The following is a 16,066-nucleotide window of genomic DNA, read 5'->3' as shown; positions in this document are numbered from 1 at the left end:
AACGGCTATGGCCGTCGTCACGATGCGGGAGCTGCTGGAAAGCGGCGTCCACTTCGGTCACCAGACCCGTCGTTGGAACCCGAAGATGAAGCGCTTCATCTTCACGGAGCGCAACGGCATCTACATCATCGACCTGCTCCAGTCGCTGTCGTACATCGACCGCGCCTACGAGTTCGTCAAGGAGACCGTCGCCCACGGCGGCACGGTCATGTTCGTCGGCACGAAGAAGCAGGCGCAGGAGGCCATCGCGGAGCAGGCCACCCGCGTCGGCATGCCTTACGTCAACCAGCGCTGGCTGGGCGGCATGCTCACCAACTTCTCGACCGTCTACAAGCGCCTGCAGCGCCTGAAGGAGCTCGAGCAGATCGACTTCGAGGATGTGGCCGCGTCCGGCCTCACCAAGAAGGAGCTGCTCGTCCTCTCCCGCGAGAAGGCCAAGCTGGAGAAGACCCTCGGCGGTATCCGCGAGATGTCCAAGGTGCCCAGCGCCGTCTGGATCGTGGACACCAAGAAGGAGCACATCGCGGTCGGTGAGGCCCGGAAGCTCAACATCCCGGTCGTCGCCATCCTCGACACCAACTGTGACCCCGACGAGGTCGACTACAAGATCCCGGGCAATGACGACGCGATCCGCTCCGTCACCCTGCTCACCCGCGTGATCGCCGACGCCGTCGCCGAGGGCCTCATCGCCCGTTCCGGCGTGGCCACGGGCGACCAGAAGCCGGGCGAGAAGGCCGCCGGCGAGCCGCTCGCCGAGTGGGAGCGCGACCTGCTCGAGGGCGAGAAGAAGGCGGACTCCGAGGACGCCGCCAAGGCCGAGGAGCCGAAGGCCGCCGAGGCCGAGGCCGAGGCCGAGGTTCAGAAGTCCGCCGAGACGGAGAAGGCTGCCGACGCCGAGCAGGCCGAGGCCCCCGCCGCGGCCGCGGACGCCGAGCAGGCCTGACCTCACAGGTTCGGTAGTTGACGGCGGGGGCCCGATCGGCCCCCGCCGTTCACCCGTAGACCTCCGTAGATCTTTCAGACTTCGAGAGAGAATTTTCGATCATGGCGAACTACACCGCCGCTGACGTCAAGAAGCTCCGTGAGCTCACGGGCGCCGGCATGATGGACTGCAAGAAGGCGCTCGACGAGGCCGATGGCAGCGTCGACAAGGCCGTCGAGGCGCTCCGCATCAAGGGTCAGAAGGGCGTCGCCAAGCGCGAGGGCCGCTCTGCCGAGAACGGCGCGGTGGTCTCCCTCATCGCCGACGACAACACCTCCGGTGTCATCGTCGAGCTGAAGTGCGAGACGGACTTCGTCGCCAAGGGCGACAAGTTCCAGGCCGTGGCGAACAACCTCGCCGCCCACATCGCCAAGACGACCCCGGCCGACCTCGAGGCGCTGCTCGCGTCCGAGATCGAGGCCGGCAAGACCGTCCAGGCGTACGTCGACGAGGCCAACGCCAACCTCGGCGAGAAGATCGTCCTGGACCGCTTCGCGCAGTTCTCGGGCGCCTACGTCTCCGCGTACATGCACCGCACGATGCCCGACCTGCCCCCGCAGATCGGTGTCCTCGTCGAGCTGGACAAGGCCGACGCCGACGTCGCCAAGGGCATCGCCCAGCACATCGCCGCCTTCGCGCCGAAGTACCTCTCCCGCGAGGACGTCCCGGCCGAGGTCGTCGAGACCGAGCGTCGCGTCGCCGAGGAGACCACCCGCGCCGAGGGCAAGCCCGAGGCCGCGCTGCCGAAGATCGTCGAGGGTCGCGTCAACGGCTTCTTCAAGGAGGCCACCCTCCTCGGCCAGCCGTACGCGCTGGACAACAAGAAGTCGGTCGAGAAGGTTCTCGCCGAGGCCGGTGTCACCCTGAAGCGCTTCTCGCGCATCAAGGTCGGCATCTGAGTCCGTACCGCGATCGACGGTAGACCCCGCTAGGGTCGACAGCGGTCGCCCGCGCACGGTCCTCGTGCGCGATGTACGACCGCAGGATCTGACGAGGAGGCCGCTGCCGAGCATGGGATGCGAACGACACCCCACCGGCAGTGGCCTTCTTCGCATGTGTGCCAAGTAAGAGAAGCGAGAACCACATGACCACCAAGGCCGACTCGAAGAGTGACGACGACAAAGTTGCCGGACGCTTCCTGCTGAAGCTCTCCGGCGAGGCGTTCGCCGGTGGAGGCGGCCTCGGGGTCGATCCTGACGTGGTGCACGCCATCGCCCGCGAGATCGCGGCTGTCGTCCGTGACGGCGCGCAGATCGCCGTCGTCATCGGCGGCGGCAACTTCTTCCGCGGCGCCGAGCTCCAGCAGCGGGGCATGGACCGGGCCCGCTCCGACTACATGGGCATGCTCGGCACGGTCATGAACTGCCTCGCCCTCCAGGACTTCCTGGAGAAGGAGGGCATCGAGTGCCGCGTCCAGACCGCCATCACCATGGGGCAGGTCGCGGAGCCGTACATCCCGCTGCGCGCCGTGCGGCACCTGGAGAAGGGCCGCGTGGTCATCTTCGGCGCAGGCATGGGCATGCCGTACTTCTCCACTGACACCACCGCCGCGCAGCGCGCCCTGGAGATCGACGCCGAGGCGCTCCTCATGGGCAAGAACGGCGTGGACGGGGTCTACGACTCCGACCCCAGGACCAACCCCGACGCGGTGAAGTACGACGCGCTCGGCTACGGCGAGGTCATCACCCAGGACCTGAAGGTCGCCGACATGACCGCGATCACGCTGTGCCGGGACAACAAACTGTCCATCCTCGTCTTCGAGCTGCTCTCCGAAGGCAATATCGCCCGGGCGGTCAAGGGTGAGAAGATCGGCACACTCGTGGGCGACCAGGGAAACCGGGCCTGACCTCCGGGACCTGGACCAGCCTCAAGGGACGTATACGAGACGGCCTTTGAGGGGATGGACAAAGCCCTGCCGGTCGGACACCGTGCAGGAAAGACACGCGACGCAGCCGGCCGCCCTGTGCTGGCCGGGCCTACTCAAGACACGCAGGAGCAAGTGGTGATCGAAGAGACCCTCCTCGAGGCCGAGGAGAAGATGGAGAAGGCCGTCGTGGTCGCCAAGGAGGACTTCGCCGCGATCCGCACCGGCCGTGCGCACCCGGCGATGTTCAACAAGATCGTGGCTGACTACTACGGCGCCCTTACGCCGATCAACCAGCTGGCCTCGTTCTCGGTGCCCGAGCCGCGGATGGCCGTGGTGACCCCGTTCGACAAGAGCGCGCTGCGCAACATCGAGCAGGCGATCCGGGACTCCGACCTCGGCGTCAACCCGAGCAATGACGGCAATATCATCCGTGTGACGTTCCCTGAGCTGACCCAGGACCGCCGCAAGGAGTACATCAAGGTCGCCAAGACCAAGGCCGAGGACTCCAAGATCTCGATCCGGTCGATCCGTCGCAAGGCCAAGGAGGCCCTCGACAAGGCGATCAAGGACGGTGACATCGGAGAGGACGAGGGCCGCCGCGGCGAGAAGGAGCTCGACGACACCACCGCCAAGTACGTCGCCCAGGTGGACGAGCTGCTCAAGCACAAGGAAGCCGAGCTGCTCGAAGTCTGAGTCTCGAGTCCGAGGAATCAGGGAACCGATCCGTGAACGACTCTTCCTGGGGGGCGCCGCCCAGAGCCGGGTATTGGGGGCCGCCCGACCACGGACCTGGTCAGGGGGCGACCCCGCCAGGTCCCGCGTACGATGCGCAGGACGCGCTGTTTCCGTCTGAGACGCAGCCCATGCCCATCGTGCCCGACGTACCCGTGAACGGCGGAGACCAGGACGACGACCGGGGGGCCACTCCGATGGGCGGCCCCCTGTTCCGTGACGAGCCTCCGCAGGAGCCCATGCCCAGCGCACCTCAGCCGCAGCCCGCCCCGGTGGCACCGCAGAAGAAGAGCGCGGGCCGCGATCTCGGTGCGGCCATAGGAGTCGGTGTGGGACTCGGCGCGCTGATCATCGCGTCGCTCTTCATCGTGAAGGCCGTCTTCATCGGCGTCATAGCGGTCGCGGTCGTGGTCGGCCTCTGGGAGCTCACCTCGCGGCTCGAGGAGCGCAAGAGCATCAAGGCGCCGCTCGTGCCGCTCGCGGTGGGCGGCGCGGCGATGGTCGTCGCCGGGTACGTGCGCGGGCCCGAGGGCGCGTGGGTCGCGATGGCCCTCACCGCGCTCGCGGTCCTCGTCTGGCGCATGACCGAGCCCCCTGAGGGCTATCTGAAGGACGTCACGGCGGGGGTCTTCGCCGCCTTCTACGTCCCGTTCCTCGCCACGTTCGTGGCGCTGATGCTCACCGCGGACGACGGTCCGAAGCGGGTGCTCACCTTCCTGCTCCTGACCGTCGTCAGCGACACCGGTGCGTACGCGATCGGCTGGCGCTTCGGCAAGCACAAGCTGGCGCCGCGCATCAGCCCCGGCAAGACCCGCGAGGGCCTGGTCGGCGCGGTCACCTTCGCGATGGCCGCGGGCGCGCTGTGCCTGCAGTTCCTGATCGACGACGGCGCGTGGTGGCAGGGTCTGGTGATCGGCTTCGCGGTCGCGGTGAGCGCCACGCTCGGCGACCTCGGCGAGTCGATGATCAAGCGGGACCTCGGCATCAAGGACATGGGCACGCTGCTGCCGGGACACGGCGGCATCATGGACCGCCTCGACTCGCTGCTGCCGACGGCGCCGGTGGTCTGGCTGCTGCTCGTGCTCTTCGTCGGATCGGGATGAGCGTTCCGGCGTACACCGTCTGACCTGCGCATATGTACGTGAGGGGTTCGTTGTCCACAGGGCGGCGAGCCCCTTGTCGTATGTCTGCGACACTGGAAGGACCATGCCTGTACCCGGAGAACTCACCTTCGTCGCGCCCCGCGGAGCCAAGAAGCCCCCGCGGCACCTCGCCGACCTCTCGCCCGCCGAGCGCAAGGAAGCCGTCGCCGCCATCGGCGAGAAGCCCTTCCGCGCCAAGCAGCTCTCGCAGCACTACTTCGCGCGGTACGCGCACGACCCGGCGGAGTGGACCGACATTCCCGCCAGCGCGCGCGAGAAGCTCCGTGAGGCGCTGCTGCCCGACCTGATGTCCGTGGTGCGGCACATCAGCTGTGACGACGACACGACGCGCAAGACGCTCTGGCGGCTCTTCGACGGGACGCTGGTCGAGTCGGTGCTGATGCGGTATCCGGACCGGGTCACCATGTGCATCAGCTCCCAGGCGGGCTGCGGCATGAACTGCCCGTTCTGCGCCACCGGCCAGGCCGGCCTCGACCGGAACCTGTCGACGGGCGAGATCGTGCACCAGATCGTCGACGGGATGCGCGCGCTCAGGGACGGTGAGATCCCGGGCGGGCCCGCGCGGCTCTCCAACATCGTCTTCATGGGCATGGGCGAGCCGCTGGCCAACTACAACCGCGTGACCGGCGCCATCCGCCGCCTCACCGACCCGGAGCCGGACGGCCTCGGCCTGTCGCAGCGCGGGATCACGGTGTCGACGGTGGGGCTCGTGCCCGCCATCCACCGGTTCTCCGACGAGGGCTTCAAGTGCCGGCTCGCGATCTCGCTGCACGCCCCGGACGACGAGCTCCGCGACACCCTCGTACCGGTGAACACCCGGTGGCAGGTGCGCGAGGTGCTCGACGCGGGCTGGGAGTACGCGGCCAAGTCGGGCCGCCGCCTCTCCATCGAGTACGCGCTGATCCGCGACATCAACGACCAGGCATGGCGTGGTGACCGGCTCGGGCGGCTGCTCAAGAACAAGCCGGTGCACGTGAACCTGATCCCACTGAACCCGACGCCGGGCTCGAAGTGGACCGCGTCGCGCCCCGAGGACGAGAAGGCGTTCGTGGCGGCCATCGCCGCCCACGGTGTGCCGGTCACGATCCGGGACACCCGGGGCCAGGAGATCGACGGAGCGTGCGGCCAGCTCGCCGCGGCCGAGAGGTAGTCTGACGGGCGTGCGGGCGTACGCCTCGTACACACATCTGCATATTTCCGACAGGGGAGCGCCACAGCGCTGAGAGTGCGGCACCTTGGACAGGTGGGCCGCAGACCCTCTGAACCTCGCCCGGGTCATTCCGGGTAGGGAGTTCGGGCACGACTCAAGCTGTAGCGCCCTGCCCGCGGCCACCTGGCCGGCGGGCAGGGCCGCGTCTCTTCCTGGACACCCAGGAGGAAGTTTCAGTGAGCACCACCAAGAAGGTCACGTTCACCGCGCTGGCGGCGGGCCTCGGGCTCGTCGCCGTCTCAGGGTGCGGCAGTTCCGACGGCGGTTCAGGGACGTCCGGCTCCAAGAGCGTGACGCTCGTCAGCCATGACTCCTTCAACGTCTCCAAGGACGTGCTGAAGGATTTCGAGAAGCGCTCCGGGTACCAGGTCCACGTCCTCAAGGACGGCGACGCGGGCGCCGCGGTGAACAAGGCGATCCTCTCCAAGGACAACCCGCAGGGCGACGTCTTCTTCGGCGTCGACAACACGCTCCTGTCGCGGGCGCTCGACAACGGCCTCTTCCAGTCGTACGAGGCCAAGGGCTCGGCGCAGATCAAGCCGGAGTTCCGCGTCGACCAGGACAAGCACCGGGTGACGCCCGTGGACAGCGGCGACATCTGCGTGAACTACGACAAGAAGTACTTCGCCGACAAGAAGCTGGCGCCGCCGAAGTCCTTCGAGGACCTGACCAAGCCCGCCTACAAGGACCTGCTGGTCACCGAGAACACCTCGACCTCGTCGCCCGGCCTCGGCTTCCTGCTCGGCACCGCCGCGAAGTACGGCGACAAGGGCTGGGAGAGCTACTGGAAGAAGCTCAAGGCGAATGGCGTGAAGGTCGTCGACGGCTGGGAGCAGGCCTACAACGAGGAGTTCTCCGGGTCTGCCGGAGGCAAGAAGGCCAAGGGCGACCGGCCTCTCGTCGTCTCGTACGCCTCCTCGCCACCCGTCGAGGTGCTCTTCGGCAAGCCGCAGCCGAAACAGGCGCCGACCGGCGTCGCGACCGGCACCTGCTTCCGCCAGGTCGAGTACGCGGGCCTGCTGAGCAACGCCAAGAACACCAAGGGCGGCAAGGCGCTCCTGGACTTCCTCGCGGGCAAGGAGTTCCAGGAGGACATGCCGCTGAACATGTTCGTGAACCCGGTGCGCGAGGGTACGAAGCTGCCCGAGCTGTTCACGGAGCACGGCGTGCGCGTCGACAAGCCGCAGACCATGGACCCGAAGAAGATCGCCGACAACCGCGAGCCGTGGATCAAGTCGTGGACCTCGCTCGTACTGAAGTAACGAAGTCCCGCTCCCGCGCGGGCTTCAGCCGGGGGAGCGCGGCGCGGCTGGGTCTGATGGCCGGGCCCGTCGCGTTCTTCGCGCTCTTCTTCGCCTATCCGGTCTCGGCGATCGTCGCGCGCGGGCTGCACATCGACGGCGTCTGGCAGTTCGGGCGGATCACGGAGGTGCTCGGGGAGTCCGACATCCGGCACGTGCTGTGGTTCACCACCTGGCAGGCGCTCGCGTCGACCGCGCTGACGCTGCTGATCGCGCTCCCCGGCGCGTACGTCTTCGCGCGCTTCGACTTCCCCGGCAAGCAGGCGCTGCGGGCCGTCGTCACCGTGCCGTTCGTGCTGCCCACGGTCGTCGTCGGGACCGCCTTCCTCGCGCTGATCGGGCGGGGCGGACTCTTCGACGAGCTGTGGGGCGTGCGCCTGGACACCACCGTCTGGGCGATCCTGCTCGCGCACGTCTTCTTCAACTACGCGGTCGTCGTCCGCACGGTCGGCGGGCTCTGGTCGCAGCTCGACCCGCGGCAGGAGGAGGCCGCGCGGATGCTCGGCGCCTCGCGCTGGACGGCGTGGCGGACGGTGACGCTGCCCGCGCTCGGGCCGGCGGTGGCCGCTGCCGCGCTCATGGTGTTCCTCTTCACCTTCACCTCCTTCGGCGTCGTGCAGATCCTCGGCGGACCCGCGTACTCCACCCTCGAAGTGGAGATCTACCGGCAGACCGCCCAGCTGCTCGATCTGCCGACGGCCGCCGTCCTGACGATCGTGCAGTTCGTGGCGGTGGGGCTGATCCTCGCCGTGCACGCGTGGACGGCGAGGCGGCGCGAGAGCGCACTGAAGCTCGTGGACGCGTCGGCCGTCGCGCGGCGACCGCGCGGCGCCGGGCAGTGGACGCTGCTCGGACTCGTCATGGCGACGGTCGCCCTGCTGATCCTGTTGCCGCTCGGGGTGCTGATCCAGCGCTCCTTCGACGGTCCCGACGGCTTCGGCCTCACCTACTACAAGGAGCTGACCTCGGCGGACGGCGGCGCCTTCCTCGTGCCGCCGATCGAGGCGGTCCGCAACTCCCTGGAGTACGCGGTCGTGGCCACCGCCATCGCGGTCGTCATCGGAGGGCTCGCGGCCGCCGCGCTCACGCGCCGTGCCGGGCGCCTCGTCCGGGGCTTCGACGCGCTGCTCATGCTGCCGCTCGGGGTCTCCGCGGTGACCGTGGGCTTCGGTTTCCTGATCACCCTGGACAAGCCGCCGCTCGACCTCCGGGCCACCTGGATCCTGGTACCGCTGGCTCAGGCGCTGGTCGGCGTGCCCTTCGTCGTACGCACCATGCTGCCCGTCCTGCGCGCGGTGGACGGGCGCCTTCGCGAGGCCGCCGCGGTGCTCGGGGCGTCGCCGCTGCGGGCGTGGCGGGAGGTCGACCTGCCGATGGTGCGGCGGGCGCTGCTGATCGCCGCCGGGTTCGCCTTCGCCGTGTCGCTCGGCGAGTTCGGGGCGACCGTCTTCATCGCGCGGCCGGACAACCCGACGCTGCCGGTCGCCGTGGCGCGGCTGCTCGGCCGGGCCGGGGACCTCAACTACGGCCAGGCGATGGCCCTTTCGACGATACTCATGGTGGTGTGCGCGGTGTCGCTGTTGCTCCTGGAACGCGTTCGGACGAGCCGTACCACGGGAGAGTTCTGATGACGGACGCCTTGCTGAGCCTGCGGGAGGCGACGGTACGTTTCGGGGCGCGGGCCGCGCTCGACGCCGTCGGCCTCGAGGTCGAGGAGCACGAGATCGTCTGCGTGCTCGGGCCGAGCGGCAGCGGCAAGTCGACGCTGTTGCGGGTGGTCGCCGGGCTCCAGGGGCTCGACGGCGGGGAAGTCCTCCTCGGCGGGCGCGACCAGCGCGGGGTGCCCGCGCACAAGCGGGGCGTGGGCCTGATGTTCCAGGATCACCAGCTCTTCCCGCAGCGCGACGTGGCGGGGAACGTCGCGTTCGGGCTGCGCATGCACGGCGCGTCGCGGGCCGAACAGGCCGACCGCGTCGCCGAGTTGCTGGAGCTCGTCGGGCTGCCGAACGCGCAGCGGCGCGCGGTGGCCTCGCTCTCGGGCGGCGAGCAGCAGCGGGTCGCCCTCGCGCGTGCGCTGGCCCCGCGGCCCCGCCTCCTGATGCTCGACGAGCCGCTCGGTCAGCTCGACCGCTCGCTGCGGGAACGTCTGGTCGTCGAACTGCGGGAACTCTTCGACGAGTTGGGTACCACCGTGCTCGCCGTCACGCACGACCAGGGCGAGGCCTTCGCGCTCGCCGACCGCGTCGTCGTCATGCGCGACGGCCGGATCGCCCAGTCCGGCACGCCACTTGAGGTGTGGCAGCACCCGGCGGACGAGTTCGTGGCGCGCTTCCTCGGCTTCGACAACGTCGTCGACGCGACGGTGAAGGGCGGGGCCGCCGAGACCGTGTGGGGCCGGATCCCGGTACCGGCGGGCACACCCGCCGGACGGCACAAGATCCTGGTCCGCCCCGCCGGGATGCGCCTGGTCCCCCTCGACGACGGACTGCCCTGCGAGGTGGTGGCCCGGACCTTCCGCGGCACGCACGTCGCCGTGCGCCTGCAGCCGAAGGAGGGCCCACGCCTGGAGGCGGCCTGCGCGTTGCGCGAAGCGCCGGGGGTGGGCGAGACGGTGGGTGTCGCGTTCGATGCGGGGGATGTGGTGGTGCTCGGGGGAGGGGCGGGCTGAGGGGGAGGGGCGGGCTGAGGGGGAGCTGCCGCTACCCCGTCACCTTCGACACCGCCCCGAGCCTTCGCAGCGCGGCCGGTGCGTCCTCCACCCGGTCCACCAGGGCGATCCGCGATTCCATCGAGCGGTCGCGGGCGAGTGACTGGAGCAGCGGCCACACCGGCAGGTGCTCGGTCCAGTGGGTGTGGTCGACCAGGACCATGGGGGTGGGTTCGCCGCGCGACTCGTAGTAGTTGGGCGTGGCGTTGTCGAAGACCTCCTGGACCGTGCCGGCCGCGCCCGGCAGGAAGACGACGCCCGCGTTCGAGCGGGCCAGGAGGCCGTCCTCGCGGGTGGCGTTGGCGAAGTACTTGCCCAGGTGGGAGGCGAACGCGTTCGGCGGCTCGTGGCCGTAGAACCAGGTGGGGATGCCCACCGAGGAGCCACCGGCGGGCCAGCGCTCGCGGACGGTGAACGCCGCCTGCGCCCAGTCGGTGACCGACGGCGTGAACGACGGGGCCTTGGCGAGGAGTTCGAGGGCGTCGTCCAGCATCTCGTCGTCGAGGGGCGCGGCGTAGGCGCCGAGGTTGGCGGCCTCCATCGCGCCGGGGCCGCCGCCCGTGGCGACCGTGAACCCCGCGCGGGCCAGCGCGCGGCCGAGCCGCGCCGCACCCGCGTAGGAGTCGGTGCCGCGGGCCATCGCGTGGCCGCCCATGACGCCCACCACCCGGGCCCCGACCAGGTGCTCGTCGAGGGCGTCGGAGATGGAGTCGTCGTGAATGGCGCGCAGCATCGACGAGAAGACGTCGCCGTCGGCCTTGGTCCGCTGGAACCAGGCGTACGCGTGGGCGTCCGGCGTCGCCTCGTACCCGCCGTCGGCGAGGCCGGCGAACAGGTCGTCGGGGGAGTACAGCAGACCGCGGTACGGGTTGAACGGCAGCCCCGGGACCGGCGGAAAGACCAGCGCGCCGCCGGCCCGCACCTTCGCCGCCGCGTCCTCGCGCATCGGGCAGCCGAGGAAGACGGCGCCCGCGACGTCGGCCGCGAGGAGCGCGGCGGTCCGCTCCGTCAGGTCGACGGCCTGGACGCGGCACCCGGCGAGGGCGCCACGGCCGGAGACGTCGTCGAACTCGGCGAGGGTCTCGATCTCACGATCCTCGCCGGGAAGTCGCGGGGCGGACGTGCGTTCGGAAGTCGGCTGCATCCGCCCATGCTAAGCAGGGGGTCCGGCGGGGTTCGTCCCGCGGGTGCGCCGGGGCCGTTCCGCCCCGCGTCTCAGCCCTGGACCTGCGACGGGTCCATCCACATGATTTCCCAGGTGTGGCCGTCCAGGTCGTCGAACGCGCGGCCGTACATCATGCCGTAGTCCTGGACCTTGCCGGCCGTGCCACCCGCGGCGACCGCCTTGTCGACGAGCTCGTCGACCTTCTCTCTGCTCTCGGCGCTCAGACAGATCAGCGTCTCGCTGGTCTTCGTGGCGTCCGCGATCTCCTTCTGCGTGAAGTTCGCGTAGTGCTCCTTGCTCAGCATCATGGCGACGATGGTGTCGCTGATCGTCACGCACGCGCACGCGTCGGTCGAGAACTGCGGGTTGATCGAGTAGCCGAGCTCCGTGAAGAACTTCCTCGACGCGGCGACATCGGACACGGCCAGGTTCACGAAGATCATCTGCTGGTACATGAGTGTCTCTCCCGGTGAGTGCGTGTGTCTTACGGAGGGGTAGACATCCGTTCGACTCGGAACTCATCGACCGGCGGGAACTTTTCTCGTGACGTTCCCTCAGCGCGCCAGCGGCAGCGCGGCCAGCTCCGCGACGATCCAGGTCAGCGGCCCGAACACGATGGCGAGCGCGCCCGCGCGAAGCGCCGCCGAACCGCGAAGGAGCGTCGCGGGCGCCCCGAGCCGCAGCAGCGCGCCCGTCGTGTGTGAGCGGGACTGCTTGGCCTCGACCGCCGCCGTGGCCAGGGTCAGGACCGCGCAGCCCGCGACGAGCAGCCCGCCGAGCGTGGTGAGCGGCCCCATCCGCGGGCTCGGCCCCGCGTACAGGATGAGCGACGCGTACGCGCCCGACGCCACCGCGCACAGCACGCCGAGCGGCCGTCCGATGCGCCGCGCCTCCTCTTGAAGGACACGTCCGGCCAGCAGCCGTACCGCGCCGGGCCGCACCGCCTGCAGGATCCGCCCGCTGAGCCAGGTGAGGCCCGGGCCCGCGAGCACGAGGCCGAGGGCAGTCAGGGCCCAGCCCGCGAGGACACCCACCGGGCTGCCGTCGGCGCCGCCGCCCGGCATCGGGAAGCCGCCGCTCGCCCGGCCGCCGGAGCCGCTCGCGTACGTCTCGACGGCGAGGCCCGCCGCAAGGAGAGCGACGCCCCAGGGCAGGCCGCCCGGCGGCCGGGCCGGAGCGTCCGGGTCCGCGGCGGGCTCCGCGCCGTCCGCCGCGCCGGTGGTCTTGACGGACCGCGGCCGCAGTACGAGGGCGCTGGCGGCCGACGCGGCGACCGGGACAAGGGCGAGCAGGGTCAGCGCGCCCGCGAGCGGCAGCGGTTCGCCGCCGGCGAGCAGGTCGGTCGCCGCCCCGTCGAAGGGCAGGCCCCTGATGTCGCCGCGCAGGTGCAGGAAGAAGAGCAGGGCCACCATGGAGCCGAGGACGCAGGACACGGCCGTGGAGATCGCCGCGAGCACCATCAGGCGGCCGGGGCCGAGGCCCACCGCGGAGAGCCCGCTGCGCGGCCGGGTGCCGGGGTCGGTGCGGGCCACGGCGACGGCGAAGTACACGGTGGCGGTGATCGGCGCGAGGCACCACGCGAGACGCAGCACGGCTCCCGCTCCCGGATGCTCCATCGCGTACGCCAGGGTGCACAGCAGCAGGAAGCCGGTGCCGGCGGACGCGGCGGCCACGAGGAGGCGCCGCAGCTGGACGAGGGGGTGCGCCCCGCGGGCTAGACGGAGAGCGAGCACGCGGCCCGGCCTTCCGTGGCGGGAGTGATGGTGCCGGTGCCGGTGCCGGTGCCAGTGCCAGTGCCGGTGGTGCCGGTGGTGGCCGTGGTCGTGGCCTCGGCCGGGCCGACGGCCGCGGAGCCGCCGACCGGGTCGGGTCCGCCTGACGCATCGGGTGCACCGGGTGCATCGGGTGTCGCGGGTGTCGCGGGTGTCTCTGGTGTATCGGCTGGACTCGTGGCGTCGGCAGGAGACGCAGCGTCGGCCCCGCCAGATGCTCCGGCAGCCTCGGCCGCACTGACCACATCACTCTCACCAACCGCACCAGCACCGGAAGCCACCCCCGAAGCCGCCCCCGAAGCCGCCCCCGAGGCAGCCCCCCGCCCCGCACCCCCCACGATCGCCGCGATCCCCTCCGCGCCCGGCAGGTGCACCGTGTTCACGCGCCGTCCGTCGAGCAGCGTCACCGTGCGGTCGGCGAGGGTGGCGACGTCCGCGTCGTGCGTGGCCAGGACGACGGTGATGCCGTGCGAGCGGGCCGCCGTCGTCAGGGTGCGCAGGGCGTGGGCCCGGTCGGCGCGGTGCAGCGTGGCGGTGGGCTCGTCGGCGAAGAGCACGGACGGCGTGGTGACCAGGGCGCGGGCGATGGCGATGCGCTGGCGTTCGGACTGCAGCAGGGCGTGCGGGCGCTTGCGGGCGCACATGCCGATGTCGAGGCGGTCCAGCCACTCCAGGGCGGCGGGCTTGGAGACCCGGTGGGATGCGCCGCGCAGCATCAGCGGCAGCGCGACGTTCTCCCAGGCGGTGAGTTCGGGGACGAGCCGCGGTTCGGGGTCGATCCAGCCGAAGCGGTCGCGGCGCAGGCGTTCGCGTACGAGCGGGCCCATCGTGTGGACGGGGGTGCTGTTGAACCACACCTCGCCCTGCTGGGGGAGCAGCTGTCCCGACAGGCACTGCAGGAGCGTCGTCTTGCCGGAGCCGCGCGGGCCGTTGACGGCGAGGATCTCGCCCTCGCGGACACCGAGCGAGACGCCGGTGAGGGCGGGGGAGCCGTTGTGCTTGACGTGCAGTGCGCGTGCCCACAGCACGTCGTTGTCCGGCGGGGCCACCATGGCGTACACCTCGGTTCAGATCAGCTCGACTCCCCCGTACGGGGGAACGAAGGCGGGGCCGATCGGTCACTGGGCACGCTATGGATTCGGGCGGACATGCCCGGAAACGACGCGGCCCGGGGGCGTCCGTTCTCACTCGAACGGGCGCCCCCGGGGCCGGTGTTGATCACTCAATCGTACGACGGGCCGTACGGACGGTCAGAGCTTCGTCCACGCCTCCGTGAGGACCCGGCGCAGGATCCCCTCGATCTCGTCGAAGGTGCTCTGGTCGGAGATCAGCGGCGGGGCGAGCTGGATGACCGGGTCACCGCGGTCGTCGGCGCGGCAGTACAGGCCGTTCTCGAAGAGCGCCTTGGAGAGGAAGCCGTACAGGACGCGCTCGGTCTCCTCGTCGTTGAACGTCTCCTTGGTGGCCTTGTCCTTCACGAGCTCGATGCCGTAGAAGAAGCCGTTGCCGCGGACGTCGCCGACGATCGGCAGGTCGTGCAGCTTGCGCAGGGTCTGGTAGAACGCGTCCTCGTTGTCGAGGACATGCTGGTTCAGACCCTCCTTCTCGAAGATGTCGAGGTTGGCGACGCCCACCGCGGCCGACACGGGGTGGCCGCCGAAGGTGTAGCCGTGCAGGAAGGTGTTGTCGCCCTTGTAGAACGGCTCGGCGAGCTTGTCCGAGATGATGCAGGCGCCGATCGGGGAGTAGCCCGAGGTCATGCCCTTGGCGCAGGTGATCATGTCCGGGACGTAGCCGAACTTGTCACAGGCGAACATCGTGCCGAGGCGGCCGAAGGCGCAGATGACCTCGTCCGAGACGAGCAGCACGTCGTACTTGTCGCAGATCTCGCGTACGCGCTGGAAGTAGCCGGGCGGGGGCGGGAAGCAGCCGCCCGCGTTCTGCACCGGCTCCAGGAAGACGGCGGCGACCGTCTCCGGGCCCTCGAAGAGGATCTCCTGCTCGATCTGGTCGGCGGCCCAGCGGCCGAAGGCCTCGGGGTCGTCGCCGTGGATCGGGGCGCGGTAGATGTTGGTGTTCGGCACCTTGTGCGCGCCGGGGACCAGCGGCTCGAAGGGGGCCTTCAGGGCGGGCAGACCGGTGATGGACAGGGCGCCCTGCGGGGTGCCGTGGTAGGCGACCGCGCGGGATATGACCTTGTACTTCGTGTGGTTGCCGGTGAGCTTGTGGTACTGCTTCGCCAGCTTCCACGCGGTCTCGACGGCCTCGCCGCCACCGGTGGTGAAGAAGACCTTGTTGAGGTCGCCCGGCGCGTAGTCGGCGAGGCGTTCCGCCAGCTCGACGGCCTTCGGGTGGGCATAGCTCCAGACCGGGAAGAAGGCCAGCTCCTGCGCCTGCTTGTACGCGGTCTCGGCGAGCTCGTGACGACCGTGTCCCGCGTTGACCACGAACAGGCCGGAGAGGCCGTCGAGGTACTTCTTGCCCTTGTCGTCGAAGATGTAGGTGCCCTCGCCACGCACGATGGTGGGCACGGGTGCGTTCTCGTAGTCCGACATGCGGGTGAAGTGCATCCACAGGTGGTCGTACGCGGTTCGGCTGAGGTCCTTGCTCACGGCTATCGGGTTCCCCACATATAGGTCTGCTTCTTGAGCTTTAGGTAGACGAAGCTCTCGGTGGAGCGCACACCGGGGAGGGCGCGGATGCGCTTGTTGATGACTTCGAGCAGGTGGTCGTCGTCTTCGCAGACGATCTCCACCAGGAGGTCGTGCGAGCCCGCGGTCATCACCACGTACTCGGCCTCCGGCATGGCGGCCACCGCGTCCGCGACCGGGTCCACATCGCCCTCGACGTCGATGCCGACCATCGCCTGCCTGCGGAAGCCCACGGTGAGCGGGTCCGTGACGGCGACGATCTGCATCACGCCCTGGTCGAGCAGCTTCTGGACGCGTTGGCGCACGGCCGCCTCGGAGAGGCCCACGGCCTTGCCGATGGCGGCGTACGGACGGCGTCCGTCCTCCTGGAGCTGCTCGATGATCGCCAGGGAGACGGCGTCCACGGGGGGAGTGCCGTTCCCGTTGCCGCTCCCGCCCGGGTTTCCGGTGCGGGAGCCGCGGGGGCTGTTGGGGTCTGCGCTGCGACTGGCCACGAGCTCACTCTGCACGACGTCT

General features: G+C 70.1%; 14 protein-coding genes, 1 pseudogene and 1 riboswitch. Of the genes and pseudogenes, 9 read left to right on the top strand and 6 right to left on the bottom strand.

The features are described 5' to 3' along the window. Positions 1-7: 7 nt before the first annotated feature. From rpsB to ACFVYL_RS17040, 9 genes are all read left to right on the top strand, one after another. Positions 8-943 (top strand): 30S ribosomal protein S2, encoded by a 936-nt coding sequence (gene rpsB, locus ACFVYL_RS17080; protein WP_389716524.1) that lies wholly within the window; start codon positions 8-10, stop codon positions 941-943. A 101-nt stretch (positions 944-1,044) separates the two neighbouring features. Further along, complete coding sequence (tsf, locus tag ACFVYL_RS17075; RefSeq protein WP_389716522.1) at positions 1,045-1,881, top strand: translation elongation factor Ts; 837 nt, start codon at positions 1,045-1,047, stop codon at positions 1,879-1,881. 185 nt (positions 1,882-2,066) lie between these two features. Next, positions 2,067-2,828 (top strand): UMP kinase, encoded by a 762-nt coding sequence (gene pyrH, locus ACFVYL_RS17070; protein ID WP_389716520.1) that lies wholly within the window; start codon positions 2,067-2,069, stop codon positions 2,826-2,828. Between the two features lie 156 nt (positions 2,829-2,984). Beyond that, on the top strand, positions 2,985-3,542 hold the full coding sequence (gene frr, locus ACFVYL_RS17065; RefSeq protein WP_361720724.1) for a ribosome recycling factor: 558 nt from the start codon (positions 2,985-2,987) through the stop codon (positions 3,540-3,542). Between the two features lie 32 nt (positions 3,543-3,574). Beyond that, positions 3,575-4,684 (top strand): phosphatidate cytidylyltransferase, encoded by a 1,110-nt coding sequence (locus ACFVYL_RS17060; RefSeq protein ID WP_389716517.1) that lies wholly within the window; start codon positions 3,575-3,577, stop codon positions 4,682-4,684. A 103-nt stretch (positions 4,685-4,787) separates the two neighbouring features. Then, complete coding sequence (rlmN, locus tag ACFVYL_RS17055; protein WP_389716514.1) at positions 4,788-5,894, top strand: 23S rRNA (adenine(2503)-C(2))-methyltransferase RlmN; 1,107 nt, start codon at positions 4,788-4,790, stop codon at positions 5,892-5,894. Between the two features lie 42 nt (positions 5,895-5,936). Further along, positions 5,937-6,053, top strand: a riboswitch (TPP riboswitch). Positions 6,054-6,130: 77 nt separating this feature from the next. Next, positions 6,131-7,216, top strand: coding sequence for a thiamine ABC transporter substrate binding subunit (locus tag ACFVYL_RS17050; RefSeq protein ID WP_389716512.1), 1,086 nt, complete (start codon positions 6,131-6,133; stop codon positions 7,214-7,216). Beyond that, complete coding sequence (locus ACFVYL_RS17045) at positions 7,192-8,883, top strand: ABC transporter permease (protein ID WP_389716510.1); 1,692 nt, start codon at positions 7,192-7,194, stop codon at positions 8,881-8,883. Before ACFVYL_RS17050 ends, ACFVYL_RS17045 begins: the two co-directional genes overlap by 25 nt. Continuing rightward, entirely contained in the window at positions 8,883-9,923 is a 1,041-nt protein-coding gene (locus ACFVYL_RS17040) for an ABC transporter ATP-binding protein (RefSeq protein WP_389716508.1), read from the top strand. Before ACFVYL_RS17045 ends, ACFVYL_RS17040 begins: the two co-directional genes overlap by 1 nt. Positions 9,924-9,954: 31 nt before the next feature. Here ACFVYL_RS17040 and ACFVYL_RS17035 read toward each other — a convergent pair whose 3' ends face one another. The 6 genes and pseudogenes from ACFVYL_RS17035 to ACFVYL_RS17010 form a co-directional block, all read right to left on the bottom strand. Further along, positions 9,955-11,106, bottom strand: a complete 1,152-nt coding sequence (locus ACFVYL_RS17035) for an LOG family protein (protein ID WP_389716506.1) — start codon at positions 11,104-11,106, stop codon at positions 9,955-9,957. A gap of 71 nt (positions 11,107-11,177) precedes the next feature. Then, on the bottom strand, positions 11,178-11,582 hold the full coding sequence (locus tag ACFVYL_RS17030) for a VOC family protein (RefSeq protein ID WP_389716503.1): 405 nt from the start codon (positions 11,580-11,582) through the stop codon (positions 11,178-11,180). A 99-nt stretch (positions 11,583-11,681) separates the two neighbouring features. Beyond that, entirely contained in the window at positions 11,682-12,860 is a 1,179-nt protein-coding gene (locus ACFVYL_RS17025) for a hypothetical protein (protein WP_389716500.1), read from the bottom strand. Between the two features lie 380 nt (positions 12,861-13,240). Beyond that, a pseudogene (locus tag ACFVYL_RS17020) lies at positions 13,241-13,951 on the bottom strand (ABC transporter ATP-binding protein); the annotation flags it as partial. A 198-nt stretch (positions 13,952-14,149) separates the two neighbouring features. Continuing rightward, positions 14,150-15,529, bottom strand: a complete 1,380-nt coding sequence (locus tag ACFVYL_RS17015) for an aspartate aminotransferase family protein (RefSeq protein WP_389716498.1) — start codon at positions 15,527-15,529, stop codon at positions 14,150-14,152. Next, positions 15,514-16,059: an Lrp/AsnC family transcriptional regulator gene (locus ACFVYL_RS17010; protein ID WP_389716495.1), complete on the bottom strand. Its 546-nt coding sequence runs from the start codon at positions 16,057-16,059 to the stop codon at positions 15,514-15,516. Before ACFVYL_RS17010 ends, ACFVYL_RS17015 begins: the two co-directional genes overlap by 16 nt. Between the last annotated feature and the right edge of the window lie 7 nt (positions 16,060-16,066).

The sequence above is a fragment of the Streptomyces sp. NPDC058308 genome (genome assembly GCF_042880275.1).
Classification (GTDB): Bacteria; Actinomycetota; Actinomycetes; order Streptomycetales; family Streptomycetaceae; genus Streptomyces.
This window is presented reverse-complemented; position numbering and strand designations above follow the sequence as displayed.

Coding starts and splice junctions, on each gene's coding strand:
- rpsB (WP_389716524.1), top strand. CDS start 8: ATGGCCGTCGTCACGATGCGGGAGCTGCTGGAAAGCGGCGTCCACTTC.
- tsf (WP_389716522.1), top strand. CDS start 1,045: ATGGCGAACTACACCGCCGCTGACGTCAAGAAGCTCCGTGAGCTCACG.
- pyrH (WP_389716520.1), top strand. CDS start 2,067: ATGACCACCAAGGCCGACTCGAAGAGTGACGACGACAAAGTTGCCGGA.
- rlmN (WP_389716514.1), top strand. CDS start 4,788: ATGCCTGTACCCGGAGAACTCACCTTCGTCGCGCCCCGCGGAGCCAAG.
- ACFVYL_RS17040 (WP_389716508.1), top strand. CDS start 8,883: ATGACGGACGCCTTGCTGAGCCTGCGGGAGGCGACGGTACGTTTCGGG.
- ACFVYL_RS17035 (WP_389716506.1), bottom strand. CDS start 11,106: ATGCAGCCGACTTCCGAACGCACGTCCGCCCCGCGACTTCCCGGCGAG.
- ACFVYL_RS17030 (WP_389716503.1), bottom strand. CDS start 11,582: ATGTACCAGCAGATGATCTTCGTGAACCTGGCCGTGTCCGATGTCGCC.